The organism is Domibacillus sp. DTU_2020_1001157_1_SI_ALB_TIR_016, from assembly GCF_032341995.1.
Lineage (GTDB): Bacteria > Bacillota > Bacilli > Bacillales > Domibacillaceae > Domibacillus > Domibacillus indicus_A.
Map to the genome: position 1 here is coordinate 2,258,118 of NZ_CP135439.1, position 17,683 is coordinate 2,275,800.

Annotated in this window: 21 protein-coding genes; all 21 read right to left on the minus strand. The window is 43.6% G+C overall.

Features of this window, described 5'->3' with window-relative positions; genetic code table 11:
• Window positions 1-1,092, minus strand: a complete 1,092-nt coding sequence (locus RRU94_RS19525) for a protein-glutamate methylesterase/protein-glutamine glutaminase (RefSeq protein ID WP_315692517.1) — start codon at window positions 1,090-1,092, stop codon at window positions 1-3.
• Window positions 1,089-1,979 carry a MinD/ParA family protein gene (locus tag RRU94_RS19530; protein WP_315692518.1) on the minus strand — a complete coding sequence of 297 codons (891 nt, stop codon included), beginning with the start codon at window positions 1,977-1,979 and terminating at the stop codon, window positions 1,089-1,091. The genes RRU94_RS19525 and RRU94_RS19530 overlap by 4 nt, the downstream gene beginning before the upstream one ends.
• Entirely contained in the window at window positions 1,976-3,091 is a 1,116-nt protein-coding gene (gene flhF / locus RRU94_RS19535; RefSeq protein ID WP_315692519.1) for a flagellar biosynthesis GTPase FlhF, read from the minus strand. Before flhF ends, RRU94_RS19530 begins: the two co-directional genes overlap by 4 nt.
• On the minus strand, window positions 3,088-5,124 hold the full coding sequence (flhA, locus tag RRU94_RS19540) for a flagellar biosynthesis protein FlhA (protein ID WP_315692521.1): 2,037 nt from the start codon (window positions 5,122-5,124) through the stop codon (window positions 3,088-3,090). Before flhA ends, flhF begins: the two co-directional genes overlap by 4 nt.
• Window positions 5,125-5,146: 22 nt before the next feature.
• Complete coding sequence (flhB, locus tag RRU94_RS19545) at window positions 5,147-6,223, minus strand: flagellar biosynthesis protein FlhB (RefSeq protein ID WP_315692522.1); 1,077 nt, start codon at window positions 6,221-6,223, stop codon at window positions 5,147-5,149.
• A 1-nt stretch (window position 6,224) separates the two neighbouring features.
• The gene (gene fliR, locus RRU94_RS19550; protein ID WP_315692523.1) at window positions 6,225-7,001 is read right to left on the minus strand and encodes a flagellar biosynthetic protein FliR; all 777 of its coding nucleotides are present in this window, start codon (window positions 6,999-7,001) and stop codon (window positions 6,225-6,227) included.
• Between the two features lie 6 nt (window positions 7,002-7,007).
• A complete protein-coding gene (fliQ, locus tag RRU94_RS19555; RefSeq protein ID WP_315692524.1) occupies window positions 7,008-7,277 on the minus strand; it encodes a flagellar biosynthesis protein FliQ in 270 nt (89 codons plus the stop codon).
• Window positions 7,278-7,289: 12 nt separating this feature from the next.
• Window positions 7,290-7,955, minus strand: coding sequence for a flagellar type III secretion system pore protein FliP (gene fliP / locus RRU94_RS19560; RefSeq protein WP_251270230.1), 666 nt, complete (start codon window positions 7,953-7,955; stop codon window positions 7,290-7,292).
• Window positions 7,948-8,619 carry a flagellar biosynthetic protein FliO gene (locus RRU94_RS19565; protein WP_315692525.1) on the minus strand — a complete coding sequence of 224 codons (672 nt, stop codon included), beginning with the start codon at window positions 8,617-8,619 and terminating at the stop codon, window positions 7,948-7,950. Before RRU94_RS19565 ends, fliP begins: the two co-directional genes overlap by 8 nt.
• 13 nt (window positions 8,620-8,632) lie before the next feature.
• Entirely contained in the window at window positions 8,633-8,998 is a 366-nt protein-coding gene (locus RRU94_RS19570; RefSeq protein WP_242234436.1) for a response regulator, read from the minus strand.
• A 22-nt stretch (window positions 8,999-9,020) separates the two neighbouring features.
• The gene (fliY, locus tag RRU94_RS19575; RefSeq protein ID WP_315696053.1) at window positions 9,021-10,196 is read right to left on the minus strand and encodes a flagellar motor switch phosphatase FliY; all 1,176 of its coding nucleotides are present in this window, start codon (window positions 10,194-10,196) and stop codon (window positions 9,021-9,023) included.
• Window positions 10,186-11,187, minus strand: a complete 1,002-nt coding sequence (gene fliM, locus RRU94_RS19580) for a flagellar motor switch protein FliM (protein ID WP_309087090.1) — start codon at window positions 11,185-11,187, stop codon at window positions 10,186-10,188. Before fliM ends, fliY begins: the two co-directional genes overlap by 11 nt.
• Window positions 11,188-11,218: 31 nt before the next feature.
• On the minus strand, window positions 11,219-11,668 hold the full coding sequence (fliL, locus tag RRU94_RS19585) for a flagellar basal body-associated protein FliL (protein WP_315692527.1): 450 nt from the start codon (window positions 11,666-11,668) through the stop codon (window positions 11,219-11,221).
• Window positions 11,658-11,879 carry a flagellar FlbD family protein gene (locus RRU94_RS19590; RefSeq protein ID WP_315692528.1) on the minus strand — a complete coding sequence of 74 codons (222 nt, stop codon included), beginning with the start codon at window positions 11,877-11,879 and terminating at the stop codon, window positions 11,658-11,660. Before RRU94_RS19590 ends, fliL begins: the two co-directional genes overlap by 11 nt.
• Before the next feature lie 61 nt (window positions 11,880-11,940).
• Window positions 11,941-12,735, minus strand: a complete 795-nt coding sequence (flgG, locus tag RRU94_RS19595; protein ID WP_315692529.1) for a flagellar basal body rod protein FlgG — start codon at window positions 12,733-12,735, stop codon at window positions 11,941-11,943.
• Window positions 12,736-12,811: 76 nt separating this feature from the next.
• Complete coding sequence (locus RRU94_RS19600) at window positions 12,812-13,201, minus strand: TIGR02530 family flagellar biosynthesis protein (protein WP_315692530.1); 390 nt, start codon at window positions 13,199-13,201, stop codon at window positions 12,812-12,814.
• 13 nt (window positions 13,202-13,214) lie between these two features.
• Entirely contained in the window at window positions 13,215-13,880 is a 666-nt protein-coding gene (gene flgD, locus RRU94_RS19605) for a flagellar hook assembly protein FlgD (RefSeq protein ID WP_315692531.1), read from the minus strand.
• 3 nt (window positions 13,881-13,883) lie between these two features.
• Complete coding sequence (locus RRU94_RS19610; RefSeq protein WP_315692533.1) at window positions 13,884-15,236, minus strand: flagellar hook-length control protein FliK; 1,353 nt, start codon at window positions 15,234-15,236, stop codon at window positions 13,884-13,886.
• Window positions 15,237-15,289: 53 nt separating this feature from the next.
• On the minus strand, window positions 15,290-15,907 hold the full coding sequence (locus RRU94_RS19615; protein ID WP_315692535.1) for a MotE family protein: 618 nt from the start codon (window positions 15,905-15,907) through the stop codon (window positions 15,290-15,292).
• A gap of 7 nt (window positions 15,908-15,914) precedes the next feature.
• Window positions 15,915-16,361: a flagellar export protein FliJ gene (gene fliJ / locus RRU94_RS19620; RefSeq protein ID WP_315692536.1), complete on the minus strand. Its 447-nt coding sequence runs from the start codon at window positions 16,359-16,361 to the stop codon at window positions 15,915-15,917.
• A 3-nt stretch (window positions 16,362-16,364) separates the two neighbouring features.
• The gene (gene fliI / locus RRU94_RS19625) at window positions 16,365-17,681 is read right to left on the minus strand and encodes a flagellar protein export ATPase FliI (RefSeq protein WP_315692537.1); all 1,317 of its coding nucleotides are present in this window, start codon (window positions 17,679-17,681) and stop codon (window positions 16,365-16,367) included.
• Window positions 17,682-17,683 lie beyond the last annotated feature (2 nt).

Sequence of the window (17,683 nt, forward strand, 5' to 3'; positions counted from 1 at the left end):
TCACCTCTTATTGTATACGTGCTTAACAATGGCTGAAGCAATCTCGTCGACCGGCACTACATCATCAACAAGGTGTGTTGCAATGGCCGCTTTCGGCATCCCATATACCACACATGTTTCTTTCGCTTCCGCAATAGCCTTCACAGTTCCGGTTTCTTTTAATGTAATAAGCCCTTCCGCTCCGTCCGACCCCATTCCAGTCATAATGACTGCTGTTTTTTCAAGGTCGTGTATAGCGGCGGCAGAACGGAATGTCGCATTGGCTGCAGGACGGTGTCCGCCTTCCGGAGGCAATTCATCTAATGCAATAACGGTGGATGTCCCTGTTTTTTTCAAACGCAGATGCTTTCCACCCGGTGCGATATACACTGTGCCATTTTGCAGAATTTCACCATCTTTGCCTTCTTTCACCCGAATTTCGGACAATGAATCAAGCCTGTCTGACAAAGACTTTGTAAAACCAGGCGGCATATGCTGAACAATCACGACCGGTGCCGGAAGCGAGGCTGGAAGTTTAGTCACTACATGCTGCAAGGCGCGCGGCCCTCCAGTAGAAGTCGCAATCAAAACCAGTTTATTCATTTTTTTGCTTCGAACCTGGGGACGCACAGTGTTTGTCTCTGTATATTCGCTCTCAGCCGGAGGAGAAATAACAGCAGTTTTTTTTAATATAGCGGGCTGCATGCTGATATTTGCTTTTGATGCACCCAGTACTTTTTCAATCAGGACATCTTTAATTTTGTGAAGATCGAGCGAGATCGTTCCTGATGGTTTTGCAATAAAATCAACTGCACCAAGCTCAATCGCTTTCAGTGTTGTTTCCGTTCCTTCTTTTGTTAAGCTAGACAACATCACCACTGGACACGGCTGCTTTTCCATAATGGCTTTTAAAGCCTCCAGCCCATCCATTTCCGGCATTTCAACATCAAGAGTGATCACATCTGGTTTAAGCTCCAGTGCTTTTTTTACACCATCTCGTCCATTTCGGCCAAAAGCTATCACTTCAAGCTGAGGATGTTCAGATAAAAACTCGGAAATCAACTTTCTCATAAAAGCGGAGTCATCCACTACAAGAACCCTTTTTGCGTTCATTCGTCCCCTCCTCTTTCTGTAAAGAAGCGGCGCAGCTTACTTATAAAACGGGACCCTTCCTTGAAGGTTCCCTTTGGCTCCTCTGCGTATTGATGCACAATTTGCTCAAAAGAAAATGAGATTTTTGCTTTTGGAAAGGAGAGAAGAAATGGCTGCCCCATTTTTACTGCTTTTCTCACTGCAGAATCTTCCGGAATGGTTCCAAGAAAAATGGGCTTTACATTTAAAAACCGATGCATCGTACTGCCCAAACGCCCAGCGGTTTCCTGACCTTCTTTTCTCGATTCCACCCGGTTACAAATTAAATAAAAGATCTTTTGCGGATCGCGCATGTGAATAAATTTCATCATAGAGTACGCATCCGTCATAGCAGTTGGTTCAGGCGTCGTAACTGTCAGCACTTCATCGACTGCTTGGAGAATATTTAAGCTTTCTTTTGTAGCCCCTGCTCCCATGTCGAAAATGAGAAAGTCAAATCCTGCTATCAGTGACTGAAGTCCTGAAATCCATTTTTCTTGATAAGCTTCTTTCCATTCGAACAGGGACGAAAAAGCAGAACCCCCGTGAATGTAAGAAAGCCCCGCAGGTCCAGCTTGAATAAGCTGAGTAAGCGGAAAGTCCCTTTCAAAAAAATCAACAATCGATAATGAGGGGTTGCCATTAATTAAATGATAAATATTACCCATACCAATGTCCATATCAAATAGCAAAACTTTTTTATTTATTTTTGCAAGCCCGACCGCTAAATTAACAGAAATGTTTGTTTTTCCAACACCGCCCTTGCCGCTGACAATGGCCAGCGTTCGAGCCGCTTTTTGATTATAAGGTCTTGACTGGAATGACTTTTGCATCATTTTTTGGCGAAGCAGCTCCGCTTGGTCTTTCATGCTTTCCAGTCCTCAAAAATGTAATCTACTAATTGTTCCGTCGAAAGTTTAATCAAGTCATCTGGTACATTTTGACCATTAGAGACAAAAGCGGTATGCCGTTTATACGTATACATTAAATTAAGGAGAGCCCCTTTTGTTTTTGTTTCATCAACCTTTGTGAAAATAAATCCATCTATTCGTAAAGATGAGAAATTTTGAATAATAGCATGTAAATCTTCTTCTTTCGCTGTTGCACTTAATACGAGGAAATAAGCAGATTCTTCGGGACGCTGCATGATCAAAGACCGAAGATCCGCTACATACTGGCCATCGAGATAGTTGCGCCCTGCTGTATCAATAAAAACAGCGTCAGCCGAGCTCAATTCCTGCATACACTGGTTCATGTCTTCCCTTGAATAAGCTACTTTCATTGGTGCATTCAAAAGCCCAGAATACGTTTTCAGCTGCTCAATGGCCGCAATCCGGTATGTATCTGTTGTAATAAAAGCTACTTTTCGATTGAAATCAAGCACCTGCTTTGAAGCAAGCTTTGCAATGGTTGTGGTTTTGCCCACTCCCGTCGGACCGAGTAAATAAGAAAACTTTACTCCGGCTTTGTTTAATGAGCCGGAATCCGGCAGACAGCTCTTTAAATAAAGAAGTGTCCACTCCCTTATTTGCCGGGCTGTGGCTGCTTCTTTTTCGGTATGCCATTTTTCGAATAAACAGGAAGCCGTTTGGTCAATCCATTCTTTCGCTATTCCATGCCGGCTTAATTGATCAATGGCCGGCTGCAGCATATCCGGATACAAAGCAGAAGAAGCCGTTGATTTTTGAAGGTCCCGAATCATTTTTTTCATATCGTTCATTTCATTTTTTAATTCTTCAGGAACTATTGAAGCTGGCTTTTCCTGCAAAGCCGGCCGCTTTACTTCCGGCTGTGCAGGCACAGCAGCGGGTGCAGAATCGATTGCTGCCACCACCTCAATGTTTTTTTTCTTAAATAAGCCGAAAATTCCACCCGAGTAAACCGTTCTTGACTGCAAAATAACGGCCTGGGCTCCTAATTCTGCTCTGACTTTTTTCATCACTTCCGGCATAGAAGGCGCAAGATATTTTTTTACTCTCATTCGATGGTCACCACCCCTGTACTTTGCACTTCCACACTTGGTTCAAGCTCATTATAAGACAGCACCGGTATTTGTGGAAAATAACGCTCTAAAAGCTGCCGTACATACATCCGAATAGCAGGAGAACAAAGAATAACAGGCGATTGCTGCATAAAAGATGCTTGTTCAACCTGCTGAGCCGTCGCTTCTAAAATACGCTGCGAATCATTTGGATCGATAGATAGATAGTTTCCATGTTCGGTTTGCTGCACACCATCTGCAATCAGCTTTTCAATTCTTCCTGACAGCGTAATAACGTTCAATGACCCGCTTTCATCTGCAAACTGCATGGTAATTTGGCGGGCAAGCGCCTGCCTTACATACTCTGTTAGTAAATCGGTGTCTGAAGTCATTTTTCCATAGTCAGCCAGGGTTTCAAAGATGATCGGCAGATTACGAATAGATAAGTTTTCTTTCAACAGCTTTGACAGCACTTTTTGCACTTCTCCAACAGAAAGTGGATTTGGTGTTACTTCATCTACTAAAATCGGATATGTTTCTTTTAAATGGTCGATTAACTGCTGTGTTTCCTGGCGCCCTAAAAGTTCGTTTGCATACTTTTTAATCGTTTCCGTTAAATGAGTGGACACAACACTCGGCGGATCAACAACGGTATAGCCGAAGATTTCTGCCTGCTCCTTCGCATCTTCGGTAATCCATTTTGCCGGCAGGCCGAATGATGGCTCGATCGTGTCAATGCCTTCTACTAAATCATCTTCTTCACCCGGGCTCATTGCCAGATAATGATCCAGCAGCAGTTCCCCGCCTGCCACTTCACTGCCTTTGATTTTCATACGATATTCATTTGGCTGAAGCTGAATATTATCCCGGATGCGTACAACCGGAATAACCAGGCCGAGCTCAAGTGCCAGCTGGCGCCTGATCATTACGATACGATCAAGCAAATCTCCGCCTTGATTTGTATCGGCGAGCGGAATTAAGCCATACCCAAATTCAAATTCAATCGGGTCTATGGTCAAAAGGTTGACCACAGATTCTGGACTTTTTAACTCTTCCATTTCTGTTTCTTCTTCAGACGGCACCGGATCCTCCAGATCTGGTTTCGGTACCCGGTTCATCATATAGCCGCCATATGCAAGACCGGCTGCAACAGGAATAGTTAACAGATCCGTAATAGGCGTAGCGATGCCTAACAGAAAAATCGTTCCTGCTGCGATATACAGCATAGAAGGATAACGTAAAAGCTGTGCCGTAATTTCTTCTCCTAAATTTCCATTAGAAGCTGCACGGGTCACAACAATACCTGTTGCGGTTGTAATAAGCAGTGCCGGCACTTGTGAAACGATTCCATCCCCAACCGTTAAAAGAGAATAACGGGCAGCCGATTCAGCAAAAGATAGATCCTGCTGCATCACACCAATGACCATGCCGACAATTAAGTTAATGATAACCATAATAATACCGGCAATCGCATCTCCTTTAACAAACTTTGTTGCCCCATCCATCGCACCGTAAAAATCGGCTTCACGGCTGACTTTTTCCCGGCGCTCGCGTGCCTGGGCTTCAGAAATCATCCCAGCATTCAAATCCGCATCAATACTCATCTGTTTTCCCGGCATGGCATCGAGTGTAAACCGGGCTGCCACTTCTGATACACGCTCGGCTCCTTTTGTAATGACAACAAACTGGATGATAACCAGAATAACGAAAATAACCATCCCTACTACAACATTACCGCCAACTACGAATGTCCCGAATGTCTCGACAACGCCCCCAGCTTCGCCGTGACTCAATATGGAACGCGTTGTCGACACATTCAGGCCAAGCCGGAATAACGTCAACAATAAAAGGAGCGACGGAAACACAGAAAACTCCAGCGCTTCTTTCATGTTCATGGAGATGAGCAAAACGAGAAGCGCAAGAGAGATATTCATGATGATGAGCACACTTAACAGCCATGTTGGCAATGGAACGATCAGCATGGCAACAATTAAGATCACGCTTAGTAAAACCGAGAGGTCTCTTGCTTTCATTTTTTTCTCTCCCAACGAAAAATTACAATTTATTTTTTATTCGATATACGTATGCTAGAATTTCAGCAATGGCTTTAAAGAATTCTTCCGGTACTGAATCACCTATTTCCGTTTGATCATGAAGAGCCCGTGCAAGCGGCCGGTTTTCAACCATCATGACGTCATTTTCTTTAGCCACAAATTTAATTTTTTGCGCTAGATAATCTGTGCCTTTGGCCACTACATACGGCGCATCCCTTTTGGATTCATCATACTTTAGCGCAATGGCGTAGTGAGTCGGGTTGGTGATCACGACGTCTGCATTCGGCACTTCCTGCATCATTCGGCGCATAGCCATTTCTCTTTGCGTCTGGCGGATTTTTGATTTAATGAGCGGGTCACCTTCTGAGTTTTTATGCTCATCTTTTATATCCTGCTTGGACATACGCAGGCTTTTTTCGAAATCATACTTTTGGTAAAAGTAATCCAAAACCCCTAAAACGAGTAATGCGGCGGCGGCGGCTAAACCCATTTGCACGGTAATAGAACCGACAAACGGAAGCGTATCTTGAATAGGCTTTAGGGCCAGCTTCAACACTTCATCCATATTTGACCACAAAATAACAAAAGCGGCCGTACCGACAAAACCAATTTTCAATATTGATTTTAACAACTCTACAATCGCCCGCATCGAAAAAATTCGTTTAAATCCTTTGATCGGATCCAGCTTGTCAAGCTTTGGTTTAATAGGCTCGCCTGTAACCAGCCATCCTACCTGAGCATAATTGGCGACGACTCCCGCCGCCACTGCCGCTGCCATAAATGGACCGACAATCATTAAACCTTGTTCCATAATTTCAAATACAATCGTTTTTAAGTTCGCTTCCGTTACTTCCATCATCATGTAAGTTTGAAGCGAATGTTTAAACATATGAAAAATGTTTCTGCCCATTGAAGCAGCAAACAGCGATAAAAAACCGAACAGAACGAGCAGGCTGACCGCTGTGTTTAAGTCCTGACTTTTTGTAACCTGGCCTTTTTTACGGGAATCCTGCTTTTTTTTCGGCGTGGCTTTTTCTGTTTTTTCACCTGCAAAAAATTGCAAATCTAATTTAAGCACGTTATCCGCCTCCAAAAATCGTCATTAAATCCCGCATAGTGAGAAGCATCATTTGAAACAACTGACGAACAAGCGTAAAAATCACACCCATTACAATAAACATAACCGCAAAAGCCGCCCCAATTTTCAATGGAAAGCCCACTACGAAGATGTTTAGCTGCGGCACGGTTCGTGCTACCACACCAAGCATCACATCCGTTAAAAATAAAACGGCTACTACAGGCATTGACATTTGAAAAGCGATCACAAATACACTGCTGAACGTTCTCGCCATATAATGAGCCGTTTCCTGACTGCCAAATGGAAAAGTGAGCTCGTTGACCGGGATGAGCTGGTAGCTGTAGAAAATGCCATCTAAAATAAGGTGATGCCCATTTAAGGCAAGTAGCATCAATAACGAAAACATGTATAAATATTGGCCCATCAGCGGACTTTGAACCCCCGTCTGCGGGTCAATAACATTTGCAATCGCAAAACCCATTTGAAAATCAATAAAGCCGCCGGCAATTTGAATAGCCGATAAAACGATAAATCCGGACATACCAATTAAAAGACCTACCATAGCTTCTTTTAAAATAAGCAAAATATATTCCCCATTGATTTCAATGGGTGCGGCATCGATCGTGTAATACATCGTCCAGGCAAGCACTAACGAAAAAGCAGCCCGGTGCTGTGCGGGAATGGTCCGATATGAAAACAACGGCATGGTCACAAAAAAAGCCGATATACGAACAAGGACAAGCAAAAAAAGAGATGGATCTGGCATTAATTCTGTCATACTTGTTTAACCAACAAATCTCGTTAAATTAGTAAAAATATCCGATGTATAGGTGATCATTTGCTCCAGCATCCATGGGCCAAAAAAAATCAGGCCAATTAAAACACCCGCAATTTTTGGCACGAACGCAAGCGTCTGCTCCTGAATTTGCGTTGTTGCCTGAAAAATACTCACAATCAAACCGATCCCAAGTGCCAGAAGCAAAAGCGGCGCGCACACAATTAAAGTTGTATATACCCCTTTTTCAGCCAGGGAAAGAACCATTTCTGTATTCATGTTGTCACCTTCCTAAAAGCTTTGAAGCAAGGATTCTATTACGAGATACCACCCATCAATTAAAACAAACAGCAGGATTTTAAAAGGAAGGGAAATCATAACGGGCGGCAGCATCATCATTCCCATAGACATAAGGACACTTGCCACAATCATGTCGATTACAAGAAACGGAATAAAAATCATAAAACCAATTTGAAAAGCCGTTTTGATTTCGCTTAGTGCAAAAGCCGGCACAAGCGTTGTCAGCGGAATGTCGTCAATCGATTTCGGCTGCTCTGCCTGAGTGTAATCCAAAAACAACTGTAAATCTTTTTGACGGGTCTGCTCGCTCATAAATTCTTTAAATGGGCCGCTCGCCAGCGAGTATGCTTCTTCAAGATTGATTTCTTCATTGAAAAGCGGTGTTAATGCTTCTTCATTCACTTCCTGTAAAACCGGAGACATAATAAAAAAGGTTAAAAAAAGGGAAAGTCCAAGTAAAACCTGTGTTGGCGGCATTTGCTGCGTGCCGAGAGCTGTCCTGACAAACGATAACACAATGACAATTCGTGTAAAACAAGTCATGAGAATTAAGATACTCGGCGCCAGGGATAAAACGGTTAACATTAGCAGCAATTTAACAGATGTTGATACATTTTCCGGGTCGCTTGAATTAAATATTTCCATAAATTCATTCATCTTGTTTCCGCTCCCTGTCTGCCAATTCCCGCATAGCCTGCTCCCGTTTTTTTCTGAGCTCATGCATTTTTTGTTCAAATTCCTGCTTGAATGAAGCAGGTTCTTTTTCTTCGCTCTGTCTGCCCAGCCGTTCTTTCAGCTTGCTCACAAATTCAGCAGGCTGAATCATTTTCTCTGATTGTTCTTCATAGCGGCTAATTAAGTCACCCCGCTCAGCCGGATCGTCAATTTCTTTTAAAAGGGATACATCGTCTCCTACTCCTAAAACCAGGACGCGATCTCCTACTTTTACAACTTGAATGGACCGGCTGCCTCCAAGCGGCGTACCGCCTAAATGCCGGACAATATGCGTTTCCTGGTAAGAACGGCTTTTTTTATTCACAAACCGAAGCAGAAAATAAAGAAGCGCCACTACAAAAGCAAGTGCCGCAATCACCCGAATAATTTCCCAAAAACTGACCCCGACTGAAGCGGTGACATTTTCATCAGCATTATCCTGGCTGTTGTTCGCGGCCGGCTGTTCCTGCTGGCACGAATCTGGATTGTTTATGCAATCTTGTACACTACTTTTATCGGAAAGTGCTGCTCCGGCAACGATCTCATTGCCGGAAAACAACACAAACGCTAATAAAAGCGCAAAAGTCGCTTTTATAAATAAGTTCATGAACCATCACACCTTAAGAAGAAAGCACTTTAGAAATAGCTTCGATCACTCGATCAGCCTGAAACGGTTTGACAATAAAATCCTTGGCTCCTGCTTGAATCGCATCAATAACCATTGCCTGCTGCCCCATAGCTGAGCACATGATAATCTTCGCGCTGGCATCTGCTGCTTTAATTTCTTTCAAGGCAGCAATCCCGTCTTTTTCCGGCATTGTGATATCCATCGTTACAAGATCCGGTTTCAATTCAGCATATTTTTCAACAGCCTGGGCACCATTTTCAGCTTCGCCTACTACCTCATATCCATTCTTCGATAAAATGTCCTTGATCATCATGCGCATAAATGCGGCGTCATCCACCACTAAAATTCGATTACTCATCAGAAAACCCCCTGTATTTAATTTAATTTAAATTTTTTAATCGGTCAGCCGGACTTGCAATATTTGTAATCCGGACGCCGAAGTTTTCTTCTATTACAACCACTTCGCCTCTGGCGATCAAACGGTTGTTAACAAGTACATCAACTGGCTCTCCAGCCAATTTATCCAGTTCAATAATAGAACCGGATGTTAATTCTAAAATATCTTTCACGTTTCGGTTTGTACGGCCAAGCTCGACCGTTACCTGAAGCGGGATATCAAACAGCATATTTAAGTTGCGCGCTTCCTGATCTCCAAGCTGAGGTGACTGAAACGAAGAAAAAACGGCCGTTTCAACTTTTGCCTCAGAAGCTTGTCTGCCTGCATTCTGGCCCATATAAACCGGTTCCTGAGATGGTCTCGCCGGCATAGACGGGAGCTCCGCAGGCGGCGGTGGCGCCTGGGCAGCAGCCGGTTTCGTTACCGGAGCCTGCTGAATCGGCGGCGGTGCTGCTTCCTGCGGCACTGGATTCATCAGCTCTGTGACAAGCTGCTTCCCGAATTGAAGCGGGATCAGCTGCATAATATTTGAATCAATCAGGTCCCCCACTGTTAAGCGGAACGATATTTTAACGAGCAGCTCTTGCTCTGGAATCGTCTCCTCTCCCTCTCCCTCATGTAAATTTAAAAGAGAAATCGACGGCGGGGAGATATCCACCCTTTTATTGAAAATAGTTGACATGGAAGTAGCAGCTGAACCCATCATTTGGTTCATCGCTTCCTGCACGGCACTTAGCTGCAGCTCTCCTAAATCAGGCGCTATGCCTGCTCCACTTCCACCAAGCATTAAATCGGCAATAATAGCCGCATCATTTTGATGAATTACAAGTAAATTTGCCCCGGCAAATCCTTCGGTGTATTGAACCTCAATCGCCGCATACGGATGTGGAAACTCATCTTTTAACCGGCTTTTTTCTACAACTGATACGGTAGGTGTTGTAATCTCTACTTTTTGGTTCAGCAGGCTTGAAAGAGCCGTTGCTGAGCTGCCGAATGAGATATTGCCGATTTCACCAAGCGTATCTTGTTCGAATGCGTCTAAATATTCTTCTACATTTTTAGTGGCTTCAAGCGTTGCGCTTTCTTCTGTATCATCGCTGTCTCCGCCTCTTAACAATGCATCAATTTCTTCTTGTGAGAGCATATCATCACTCATCATCATCTTCCCCTCCTTTCACATAATCAAGCACCTGAACAGCCAGTTTGCGGTTTACACGCCCGGGCTGTGCTGAAAATTTCGGTACATTCCCTACTTTTATCGTAAGTGCGTCGCCAACTACTGTATTTAAGCTGATCACATCTCCTTCTGTCATCGTTAAGAACTCTTCAATCGTGATAGCCGTTTGGCCAAGCTCTGCGATAACCGGCAGGGAAGCTTTTTTGATCCGACTGTCCAAATTTTGCGCTTCCTGTGGGCTGCGTTCTTTTTTGTCAGGATTTTGCATCCAGTAGTGTACAGAAAGCTTTGGAATAATAGGTTCCAAGACAACATGCGGAATACAAATGTTGATCATGCCTGTTGTTTCCCCAATCGTTGTATTTAACGAGATCACTACGACGGTTTCGTTTTGAGAAACCATTTGCAAAAATTGTGGATTCACTTCAAAATCAGTAGCGATTGGATCGATTTCTACAACATTAGACCATGCTTCTCGGTAATTTTCAAAAGCATGATCAAACATGTTCGACATGATCCGCGTTTCAATTTCTGTTAAATTTTCTACTTTATTGACACTTACACCCCGTCCGCCGAGAAGACGGTCCAGCATCGCATAAGCGACGTTCGGATTTACTTCCATTAGGATCCGTCCCTCAAGCGGCGGAACTTCAAATACATTTAAAATCGTCCGGTTTGGAATCGAGCTGATAAACTCTCCGTAAGGAATTTGATCAGCAGATACCACTTCAAGCTGCACGTACGTACGAAGCTGTGCCGCAAAAAATGTCGTCAAAATCCGGGCAAAGTTATCATGCATTCTTGTTAAACTTCGAATCTGGTCTTTTGAAAACCGCAAGGCACGTTTAAAATCATATACCTTTACTTTCTTTTCTGCTTCTTCTTTCTTTAACTCATCCGCATTCATTTCCCCCGTTGACAAAGCAGACAAGAGGGCATCAATTTCATTTTGAGACAAGATTTCTCCTGACAATTGTCTCACCTCCGATCAAGTGCAGGTATCGTTACTGAATGATATAGGAAGTAATGTATACTTTCTCTACTTTCCCTTCCTGCATAATACTATTTAAATTTGTTTTTAGCGTTTCCGTTAGTTTCTGTTTTCCGGCTTCGCCTTTTAAGTCATCTGCTGTCATTTCCGATAACTTTTGAATAATGATATCTTTCGCCTGAAAGTCCCGCTTTGTCATTTCTTCCATCGCTTCCTTGCTGTCCATTTGAATTTTAAACGAAATACGGATAAAGTCCTCCGAAGCAAGGTTTGTTGTCATTTCAGGAATATCCACAGACGATTCAAGCACTTCATCAATAGATGGCTCTTTTTGAGCTTCTTCTCCGCCTGACGCGCGCAAAATAATAATTACGGCGATCGTGCCGGCCAGCAGGATAACGGCCAGCAGCACAATCATAATAGTAAGTAATTTATTTTTCGGCACTTTTTGTTCATTCTCCATCCTGTTCCTCCTCCGCCTTTACTTTTCCGAGAAGCGAAATGCGTGCATAAAACGATTCAATATCCGCCCTTACCTGTTCATGCGGTTCGAGAACAACATACTTTCTTCCATTGGTTAGTGTAATTGTGGTGTCCGGAAAGCTTTCCACCGTTTCTATGTAAATAGCATTTAGCGAGAACGGCTTGCCGTTCAGTTTTGTTACAGTAATCATGTATGCCAGGGCTGAACGTGCCAGCCCTGTCCCTCCCCTGCATTTGAAAGTAAAGAAGCAATTAACGCTTCATGCTCATTAATTCCTGTAAAATTTCATCTGATGTTGTAATAATACGTGTATTTGCTTGGAAACCACGCTGTGCTACGATCATTTCTGAGAATTCTTCGGAAAGGTCTACATTAGACATTTCAAGAGCTCCAGCTACCAGCGAACCACGTCCTTCTTCACCAGGCGCTCCTATGTTCTCCGCGTCACCGGAATTTGTTGTTTCACTGAATAAATTAGCTCCGACTTTTTCCAAACCATCCGGGTTAGAAAACTTTGTAATTTGAATAACACCCGCAGAAACCAACTCACCATCAGCATTTACATAATTAATGTTTCCGTCAGCCCCGATACTGATGCTTTTAGCATCCTTGGCGTTTTCCCCAAGTCCCTCACCCTCTAAGACAACTGCCAAGCCATCGCTATTCACTAAAGTACCTTCAGAGTCCAAATAAAAATTTCCTGCTCTTGAATAATAAGTATTAGTACCGTCTGTTAGTTGAAAAAAACCATCTCCTGATATTGATAAATCTAGTGAACGGCCAGTTGTCTGTAATGAACCCTGCGTTTGAATTGTATCAATTGCTGACAATTGAGCTCCAAGGCCAACTTGTTTGGGATTCGTTCCGCCTTTTCCTGCATTTGCTCCACTTGCTCCTGCAATAGATTGAGAGACCATATCCTTAAAAACTGTTCTTCCTTTTTTAAATCCATACGTGTTCACATTTGAAATATTATTTCCGATTACATCAAGCTTTGTTTGAAAGTTTTTCATTCCGCTGATTCCTGAGTACATTGAACGTAACATAAGTTCTTTTCTCCTTTCGAATTTGTCCGCGTCAATCGGTCAGCAGACGGTTGGCCTCCTGTTCGGTCCAGCCAATTTAAAGTGTGTCCATAAGAATAGCGCCATTGATATTGGTAAAAAGATGTGCAGTTGCTTCTTCGCGGTTCATCGCCGTAATAATGGTATGGTTTTGTGCACTTGCCACAAGCGTAGCATCTTTCAGTACAACGAGTGAATCGGTTACTCCTTTAGACTTAGCCTCGGAAAGTTTCTCGCCAATCAAGTTCCATTCTGTTTCATTCAAATGGATCCCCCGCTCTGTTAACCGCTGCACGGCATGCTTGGAAATGATCAGCTCTTTTGGTGTTGCGGTGACCGTTTTAAAGGTTTCATTAAATGTTGAGACAGTGTTTTGTGCTGACTGCTTTTTAGCTGGCGGAATGATGGGCTGGCGTACTCCATGAATTATTGGATTGACTGCTTTCATTCTCGTCACCCGCCTACTCGATCTTTGTTAAGGTAGAAGCCGTGATTTTTTCACCATTTGCAAGCTGCAGCCAAATCTGTCCGTCCTTCATCGAAACGGATTGAACAGCCGCGCTTTGTCCATCACCTTCTGTGCCCCATGTGACAGTGCGGCCAATTAAATAGCTCGCTTCCACTAATGGATTCGAACTGACTGCGCTGCTCGATCCTGTCGATCCTGTCGAGCTCGTCCCGCCGGTTAGTTCAGAAATATTCGCTGGTTCAAGTACCGTTCCATCTGTTAACGTAAACTGGACGCTTTCACCGGCAAACTTGATAGAAGCAATCGTGCCATTTCCTGTTTCTACAATCGGCTGTCCATTTTCATCTGTCTGGTCCGTCATTTTATGCCACGTTACATCTTTGCCGACAAATGACTGATAATTAATCATTTGAGAAGCAGTTTGTGACTGAACCATTTTTTCAATCATTGAGGTCATATTTACCATTTGCTCCAATGATGTAAACTGGGCCATCTGCGCAATAAACTCTTTGTCTTCCATCGGATTAAGCGGATCCTGGTTTTGCAGCTGTGCCATTAAAATTTTTAAAAACTCATCTTTGCCGAGCGAACTGTTGCCGGTTTGTTTCGTTTGAGCCGGGTTATTGGCCAAATAAAGCGAAGGATCAATTTTCGACATCTATTACACCTCCAATGTAACGTTTTGCAATGCTTCCTCAAAGGTAGAGAGCATTTCAGTCTCGTTCTGCTCTGTTGATTCCTGTTCCGGCTGTTTTTGTTCCTGCTGGCGCTGCTGCTGGGCACCTCGGTCAAACAGCTGCTGTTTCGTTTCCGAACTTATGATGTCCAATTTATCGATTGTCACGTTTTGCTGGCTGAATGCATGCTTTAATTGGTGGGCATTTTGTTCAAGCAGTTCTTTCACTGTTTGAGTCGATGATAAAATTTTAGCTGTCATCACCCCGTTTTGCTGAAGCAGTTCAATACGGAGAGAGCCAAGCTGCTCCGGATAAAGCTTAATCAGCATTTTTGTTCCATTTGGCATTCTCAGCATGTTAGAGCTGCCCAAAATTTGTTCAAATTTTTGGATAAACTGCTCCATATTCATTGGCCGCGGCGTTGTTTTCACACTCATCACAAACTGTTCTGTTTTAGAGAGCGGATGCAACACCGGGTTCACAGCTTCTGCAGCCTGTGCAGCCGGCTTTAAAGCAGCGACTTTGCTTTCAGTCGAATTTTCTGGCCCTTGAATTCTTTTATAATTTGTAAATGCTGCCTCCAAACTCGCTTGATTTACAGGAGTGGTATTGACTTGAAGACCAGCAGCACTCTGCAGTCCCGTTTGTTTTGTTTGTGGCAGGACGTTATTAAGCTGCTGTTTTACCAGCGCTTCTGCATTTTCCAATGCGGTTTGCAATGCTTGAAAACGAGGCTCCGGCTTTTGTATATGCTGGGCAAAATAGTTTATGAGCTGTGCTGCCCTTATGGCTGTTACGACGAATGGCTTATCGGCTTCTTTCAATAAAGGCGGCACTTGTTCACTAAGCTGACTTATTAAAGCTGTTAGCTGTTCAATTGACAGCGTTTCGTCTGTTTCCGGGTTTCCCGTATCCTCTAATGGGTTCTCTAAACCCGCTTCTTCTGCACTTCCATTTACTGCGTGAATCAGCTTCTGGAGGGAATGCTGCAGTGTTTCCACATCCGTTTGCAGTAGAACCGCCAGTTCTTGAAGCGTAGGCATTTCTCCTTTTTCAACAAGCTCTTCGGCTAGTGTTAAGAGCTCCGCTTTTTTTCCAACTAGTTCTTCTGCCGGCTCAGAGCCGCCAGCACTGTTGAACAAAGAAGCCAACAAAGCAGATAAGTCGTTGGAAGTAGTGCTTGTGGACGGAACCAAAACAGCCGGGTTTTGAACAGCCTGTTGAACAGAACCAAGCAGCAGGCTGCCAAATCCTCCTGTACCGCCGGCTCCGGCTGGATTTAACAGAGGTCCATTAGATAGTGGTAAAGAACTAGACCCTAAAGTAATCTGCATCATTTGTCACCCCTCTTTTTTCCTCCCGCATTATCTCACATTTTACTTCATAATTCTCATTCGTTCGATAATATTTTTGTATATTCAGCGGCTTTTTTCGCGTCTAGGTTTTCAAAAATCGCTGCTTGTTTTTCAACACTTAATTCCTGCAAAATCGCGACTGCTTCATTGTTTGTTAAGTTCGTAATAATTCCGGCAATACTTTCTTCATCCATTGATTCATATGTTTTGGCAACATTGTTCGCTACACTTTTTTCTTCCGTTGCGGCTGTTTCTGTTTGCTGGTTCTGAAGCTGCTTAAGCTGGGCATTCAGCCGGTCCTGCTCTGTTAACAATTCTTCGATTTCCGCTTTGGAGCTTTCAAGATCATCCGACAGCTGATCAATCTTTGCTTGTTTGTTTTTGATTTCCGCCTGCAGCTCTACTACTTTTTCGCTGTCTGTTTTACCGTCTTGTTCGGTTGCTCCAGTCCATTCTGATACATAAGGAATATTCGCTGCTACTTCCTTTGTTTTTTCAAATACGTTTACGCCGGCAATCGTCATGACAACCAAACCAACAGTCAGTGCAAACAACAAGGGAATAACAACGATAAACAGCAGCCATTGAAAAGGGTTGTAACTGTTTTTTTCCTCCATATCAGCCGGAACTTTTTTTTTCTTTTTTCCTGCCATGTGTTCATCACCTGATCTTTCGGTTCATAAACTGAATGGATGAAAGCTCGTCCATTTGCTTTGCTTCTTCTGAAGCTGCCCATTTGCGATAATGCGTTAATTCATTCGCTCGGATTTTGCTGTATTTTTTTACTTCTATATTTTTTTCCTTTAGCTGCTGTTCACACCACTGCATCCGGCCGCGTGCTGTTACAACCACTCGCTGCTGCTGATCAATTAATTTTTCCAAATTCGAGATAAACTGCTGATAGTGCTGAATATCGAGTACAGAAAAACCGGATTTCATTTTTTGTTCCTGCACGGCGATTAAATCTTCTTTTTTCTTTAACAGCTCATACAGTTTGTTTGCTTCCGTTTCAAATTGGCCCTGTGCTTCTCTGAATACGTTCTCAGACTCCTCTTTTTCACGTTCACGAAGCTGCATAATTTTCTCGAATTTATAATTAAATGACATGCATTAACTGTCCCTTCCTTGGGCTAGATGAACTAAACCGGCTTCTGTTTCATCCAGTCCGGCCTGCTCATCCGTCCGCTGTTTTAAAAACGAGAGAATCGGCTGATAGTTTTGAATGGCTCTATCAATCTCAGCGGATGACCCTCTTTTATATGCACCGATGTTAATCAAATCTTCAGAGTTTAAATACGTATTTAACGAATCCCTTACTGCTACTGCCGCATCATAATGGCTTCGGCTGACGATATGGGGCATAAGACGGCTGACACTTTTTAATACGTTTATAGCTGGGTACTGCCCCTTGTTCGCGAGTTCACGGTCTAACACAATGTGTCCATCCAATATTCCCCGCACGGCATCTGCAATCGGTTCATTCATGTCATCACCATCTACGAGCACGGTATAAAAAGCAGTAATCGTTCCATGTTCGTTTGTTCCTGTGCGTTCCAACAACTTTGGCATAATTGCAAAAACGGATGGCGTGTATCCTTTGGTGGCAGGAGGCTCTCCAACGGCCAGCCCGATTTCACGCTGTGCCATGGCAACCCGCGTGACTGAATCCATCATAAGCATGACATTCAGCCCTTTATCCCGAAAGTACTCAGCAATGGCTGTAGCGGTAAATGCTCCTTTAATACGCATCAGTGCCGGCTGGTCTGAAGTGGCGGCGACTACAATCGACTTTTTCATTCCTTCGGGGCCAAGGTCCCGTTCAATAAATTCACGCACTTCACGGCCGCGCTCCCCAATCAAAGCAATGACGTTTAAATCTGCTTTTGTATTGCGGGCAATCATGCCAAGCAGTGTGCTTTTCCCAACACCGCTTCCTGCAAAAATACCGACCCGCTGGCCTTTCCCTACTGTCAGCATCCCATCAATAGCCCGTACACCGACTTCAAGCTTTTCCCGTATTGGCGGTCTTGTCATCGGATTTGGCGGATCTGATTCTGTTTCAATCGGCGTCAACGTCCGCGGCAGCACAGAATCGTCAAAAGGTTCTCCAAGCGAATCAATAATTTTACCGATCAAAGCCGGTCCTGATTTTACTTGAAGAGGGTGACCGAGTGATTCTACAAGGCTGCCCGGTGAAATTTCGTTTATATTCCGGTATGGCATTAAGATCATCATTTCATCCCGAAACCCGGTTACCTCGGCCATAATGGTCCGTTTATTGTCTTTCGAATGGATCAAACAAATATCACCAATAGAGCTTTCTGGACCTTGTGATTCAATCATTAAGCCGACAACCCTTTTTACCCGTCCATATCTTTTAAATGAATCAAGAGTCGGGATCACATGCTTTAAGTCCTGTGCTTTCATCT

What these genes read in the sequence shown, in the direction of transcription:
- RRU94_RS19525 (WP_315692517.1), bottom strand. Translation starts at nt 1,092, where the DNA reads ATGAACGCAAAAAGGGTTCTTGTAGTGGATGACTCCGCTTTTATGAGA.
- RRU94_RS19530 (WP_315692518.1), bottom strand. Translation starts at nt 1,979, where the DNA reads ATGAAAGACCAAGCGGAGCTGCTTCGCCAAAAAATGATGCAAAAGTCA.
- flhF (WP_315692519.1), bottom strand. Translation starts at nt 3,091, where the DNA reads ATGAGAGTAAAAAAATATCTTGCGCCTTCTATGCCGGAAGTGATGAAA.
- flhA (WP_315692521.1), bottom strand. Translation starts at nt 5,124, where the DNA reads ATGAAAGCAAGAGACCTCTCGGTTTTACTAAGCGTGATCTTAATTGTT.
- fliR (WP_315692523.1), bottom strand. Translation starts at nt 7,001, where the DNA reads ATGACAGAATTAATGCCAGATCCATCTCTTTTTTTGCTTGTCCTTGTT.
- fliQ (WP_315692524.1), bottom strand. Translation starts at nt 7,277, where the DNA reads ATGAATACAGAAATGGTTCTTTCCCTGGCTGAAAAAGGGGTATATACA.
- fliP (WP_251270230.1), bottom strand. Translation starts at nt 7,955, where the DNA reads ATGAATGAATTTATGGAAATATTTAATTCAAGCGACCCGGAAAATGTA.
- RRU94_RS19565 (WP_315692525.1), bottom strand. Translation starts at nt 8,619, where the DNA reads ATGAACTTATTTATAAAAGCGACTTTTGCGCTTTTATTAGCGTTTGTG.
- RRU94_RS19570 (WP_242234436.1), bottom strand. Translation starts at nt 8,998, where the DNA reads ATGAGTAATCGAATTTTAGTGGTGGATGACGCCGCATTTATGCGCATG.
- fliY (WP_315696053.1), bottom strand. Translation starts at nt 10,196, where the DNA reads ATGATGAGTGATGATATGCTCTCACAAGAAGAAATTGATGCATTGTTA.
- fliL (WP_315692527.1), bottom strand. Translation starts at nt 11,668, where the DNA reads ATGGAGAATGAACAAAAAGTGCCGAAAAATAAATTACTTACTATTATG.
- RRU94_RS19590 (WP_315692528.1), bottom strand. Translation starts at nt 11,879, where the DNA reads ATGATTACTGTAACAAAACTGAACGGCAAGCCGTTCTCGCTAAATGCT.
- flgG (WP_315692529.1), bottom strand. Translation starts at nt 12,735, where the DNA reads ATGTTACGTTCAATGTACTCAGGAATCAGCGGAATGAAAAACTTTCAA.
- RRU94_RS19600 (WP_315692530.1), bottom strand. Translation starts at nt 13,201, where the DNA reads ATGAAAGCAGTCAATCCAATAATTCATGGAGTACGCCAGCCCATCATT.
- flgD (WP_315692531.1), bottom strand. Translation starts at nt 13,880, where the DNA reads ATGTCGAAAATTGATCCTTCGCTTTATTTGGCCAATAACCCGGCTCAA.
- RRU94_RS19610 (WP_315692533.1), bottom strand. Translation starts at nt 15,236, where the DNA reads ATGATGCAGATTACTTTAGGGTCTAGTTCTTTACCACTATCTAATGGA.
- RRU94_RS19615 (WP_315692535.1), bottom strand. Translation starts at nt 15,907, where the DNA reads ATGGCAGGAAAAAAGAAAAAAAAAGTTCCGGCTGATATGGAGGAAAAA.
- fliJ (WP_315692536.1), bottom strand. Translation starts at nt 16,361, where the DNA reads ATGTCATTTAATTATAAATTCGAGAAAATTATGCAGCTTCGTGAACGT.
- fliI (WP_315692537.1), bottom strand. Translation starts at nt 17,681, where the DNA reads ATGAAAGCACAGGACTTAAAGCATGTGATCCCGACTCTTGATTCATTT.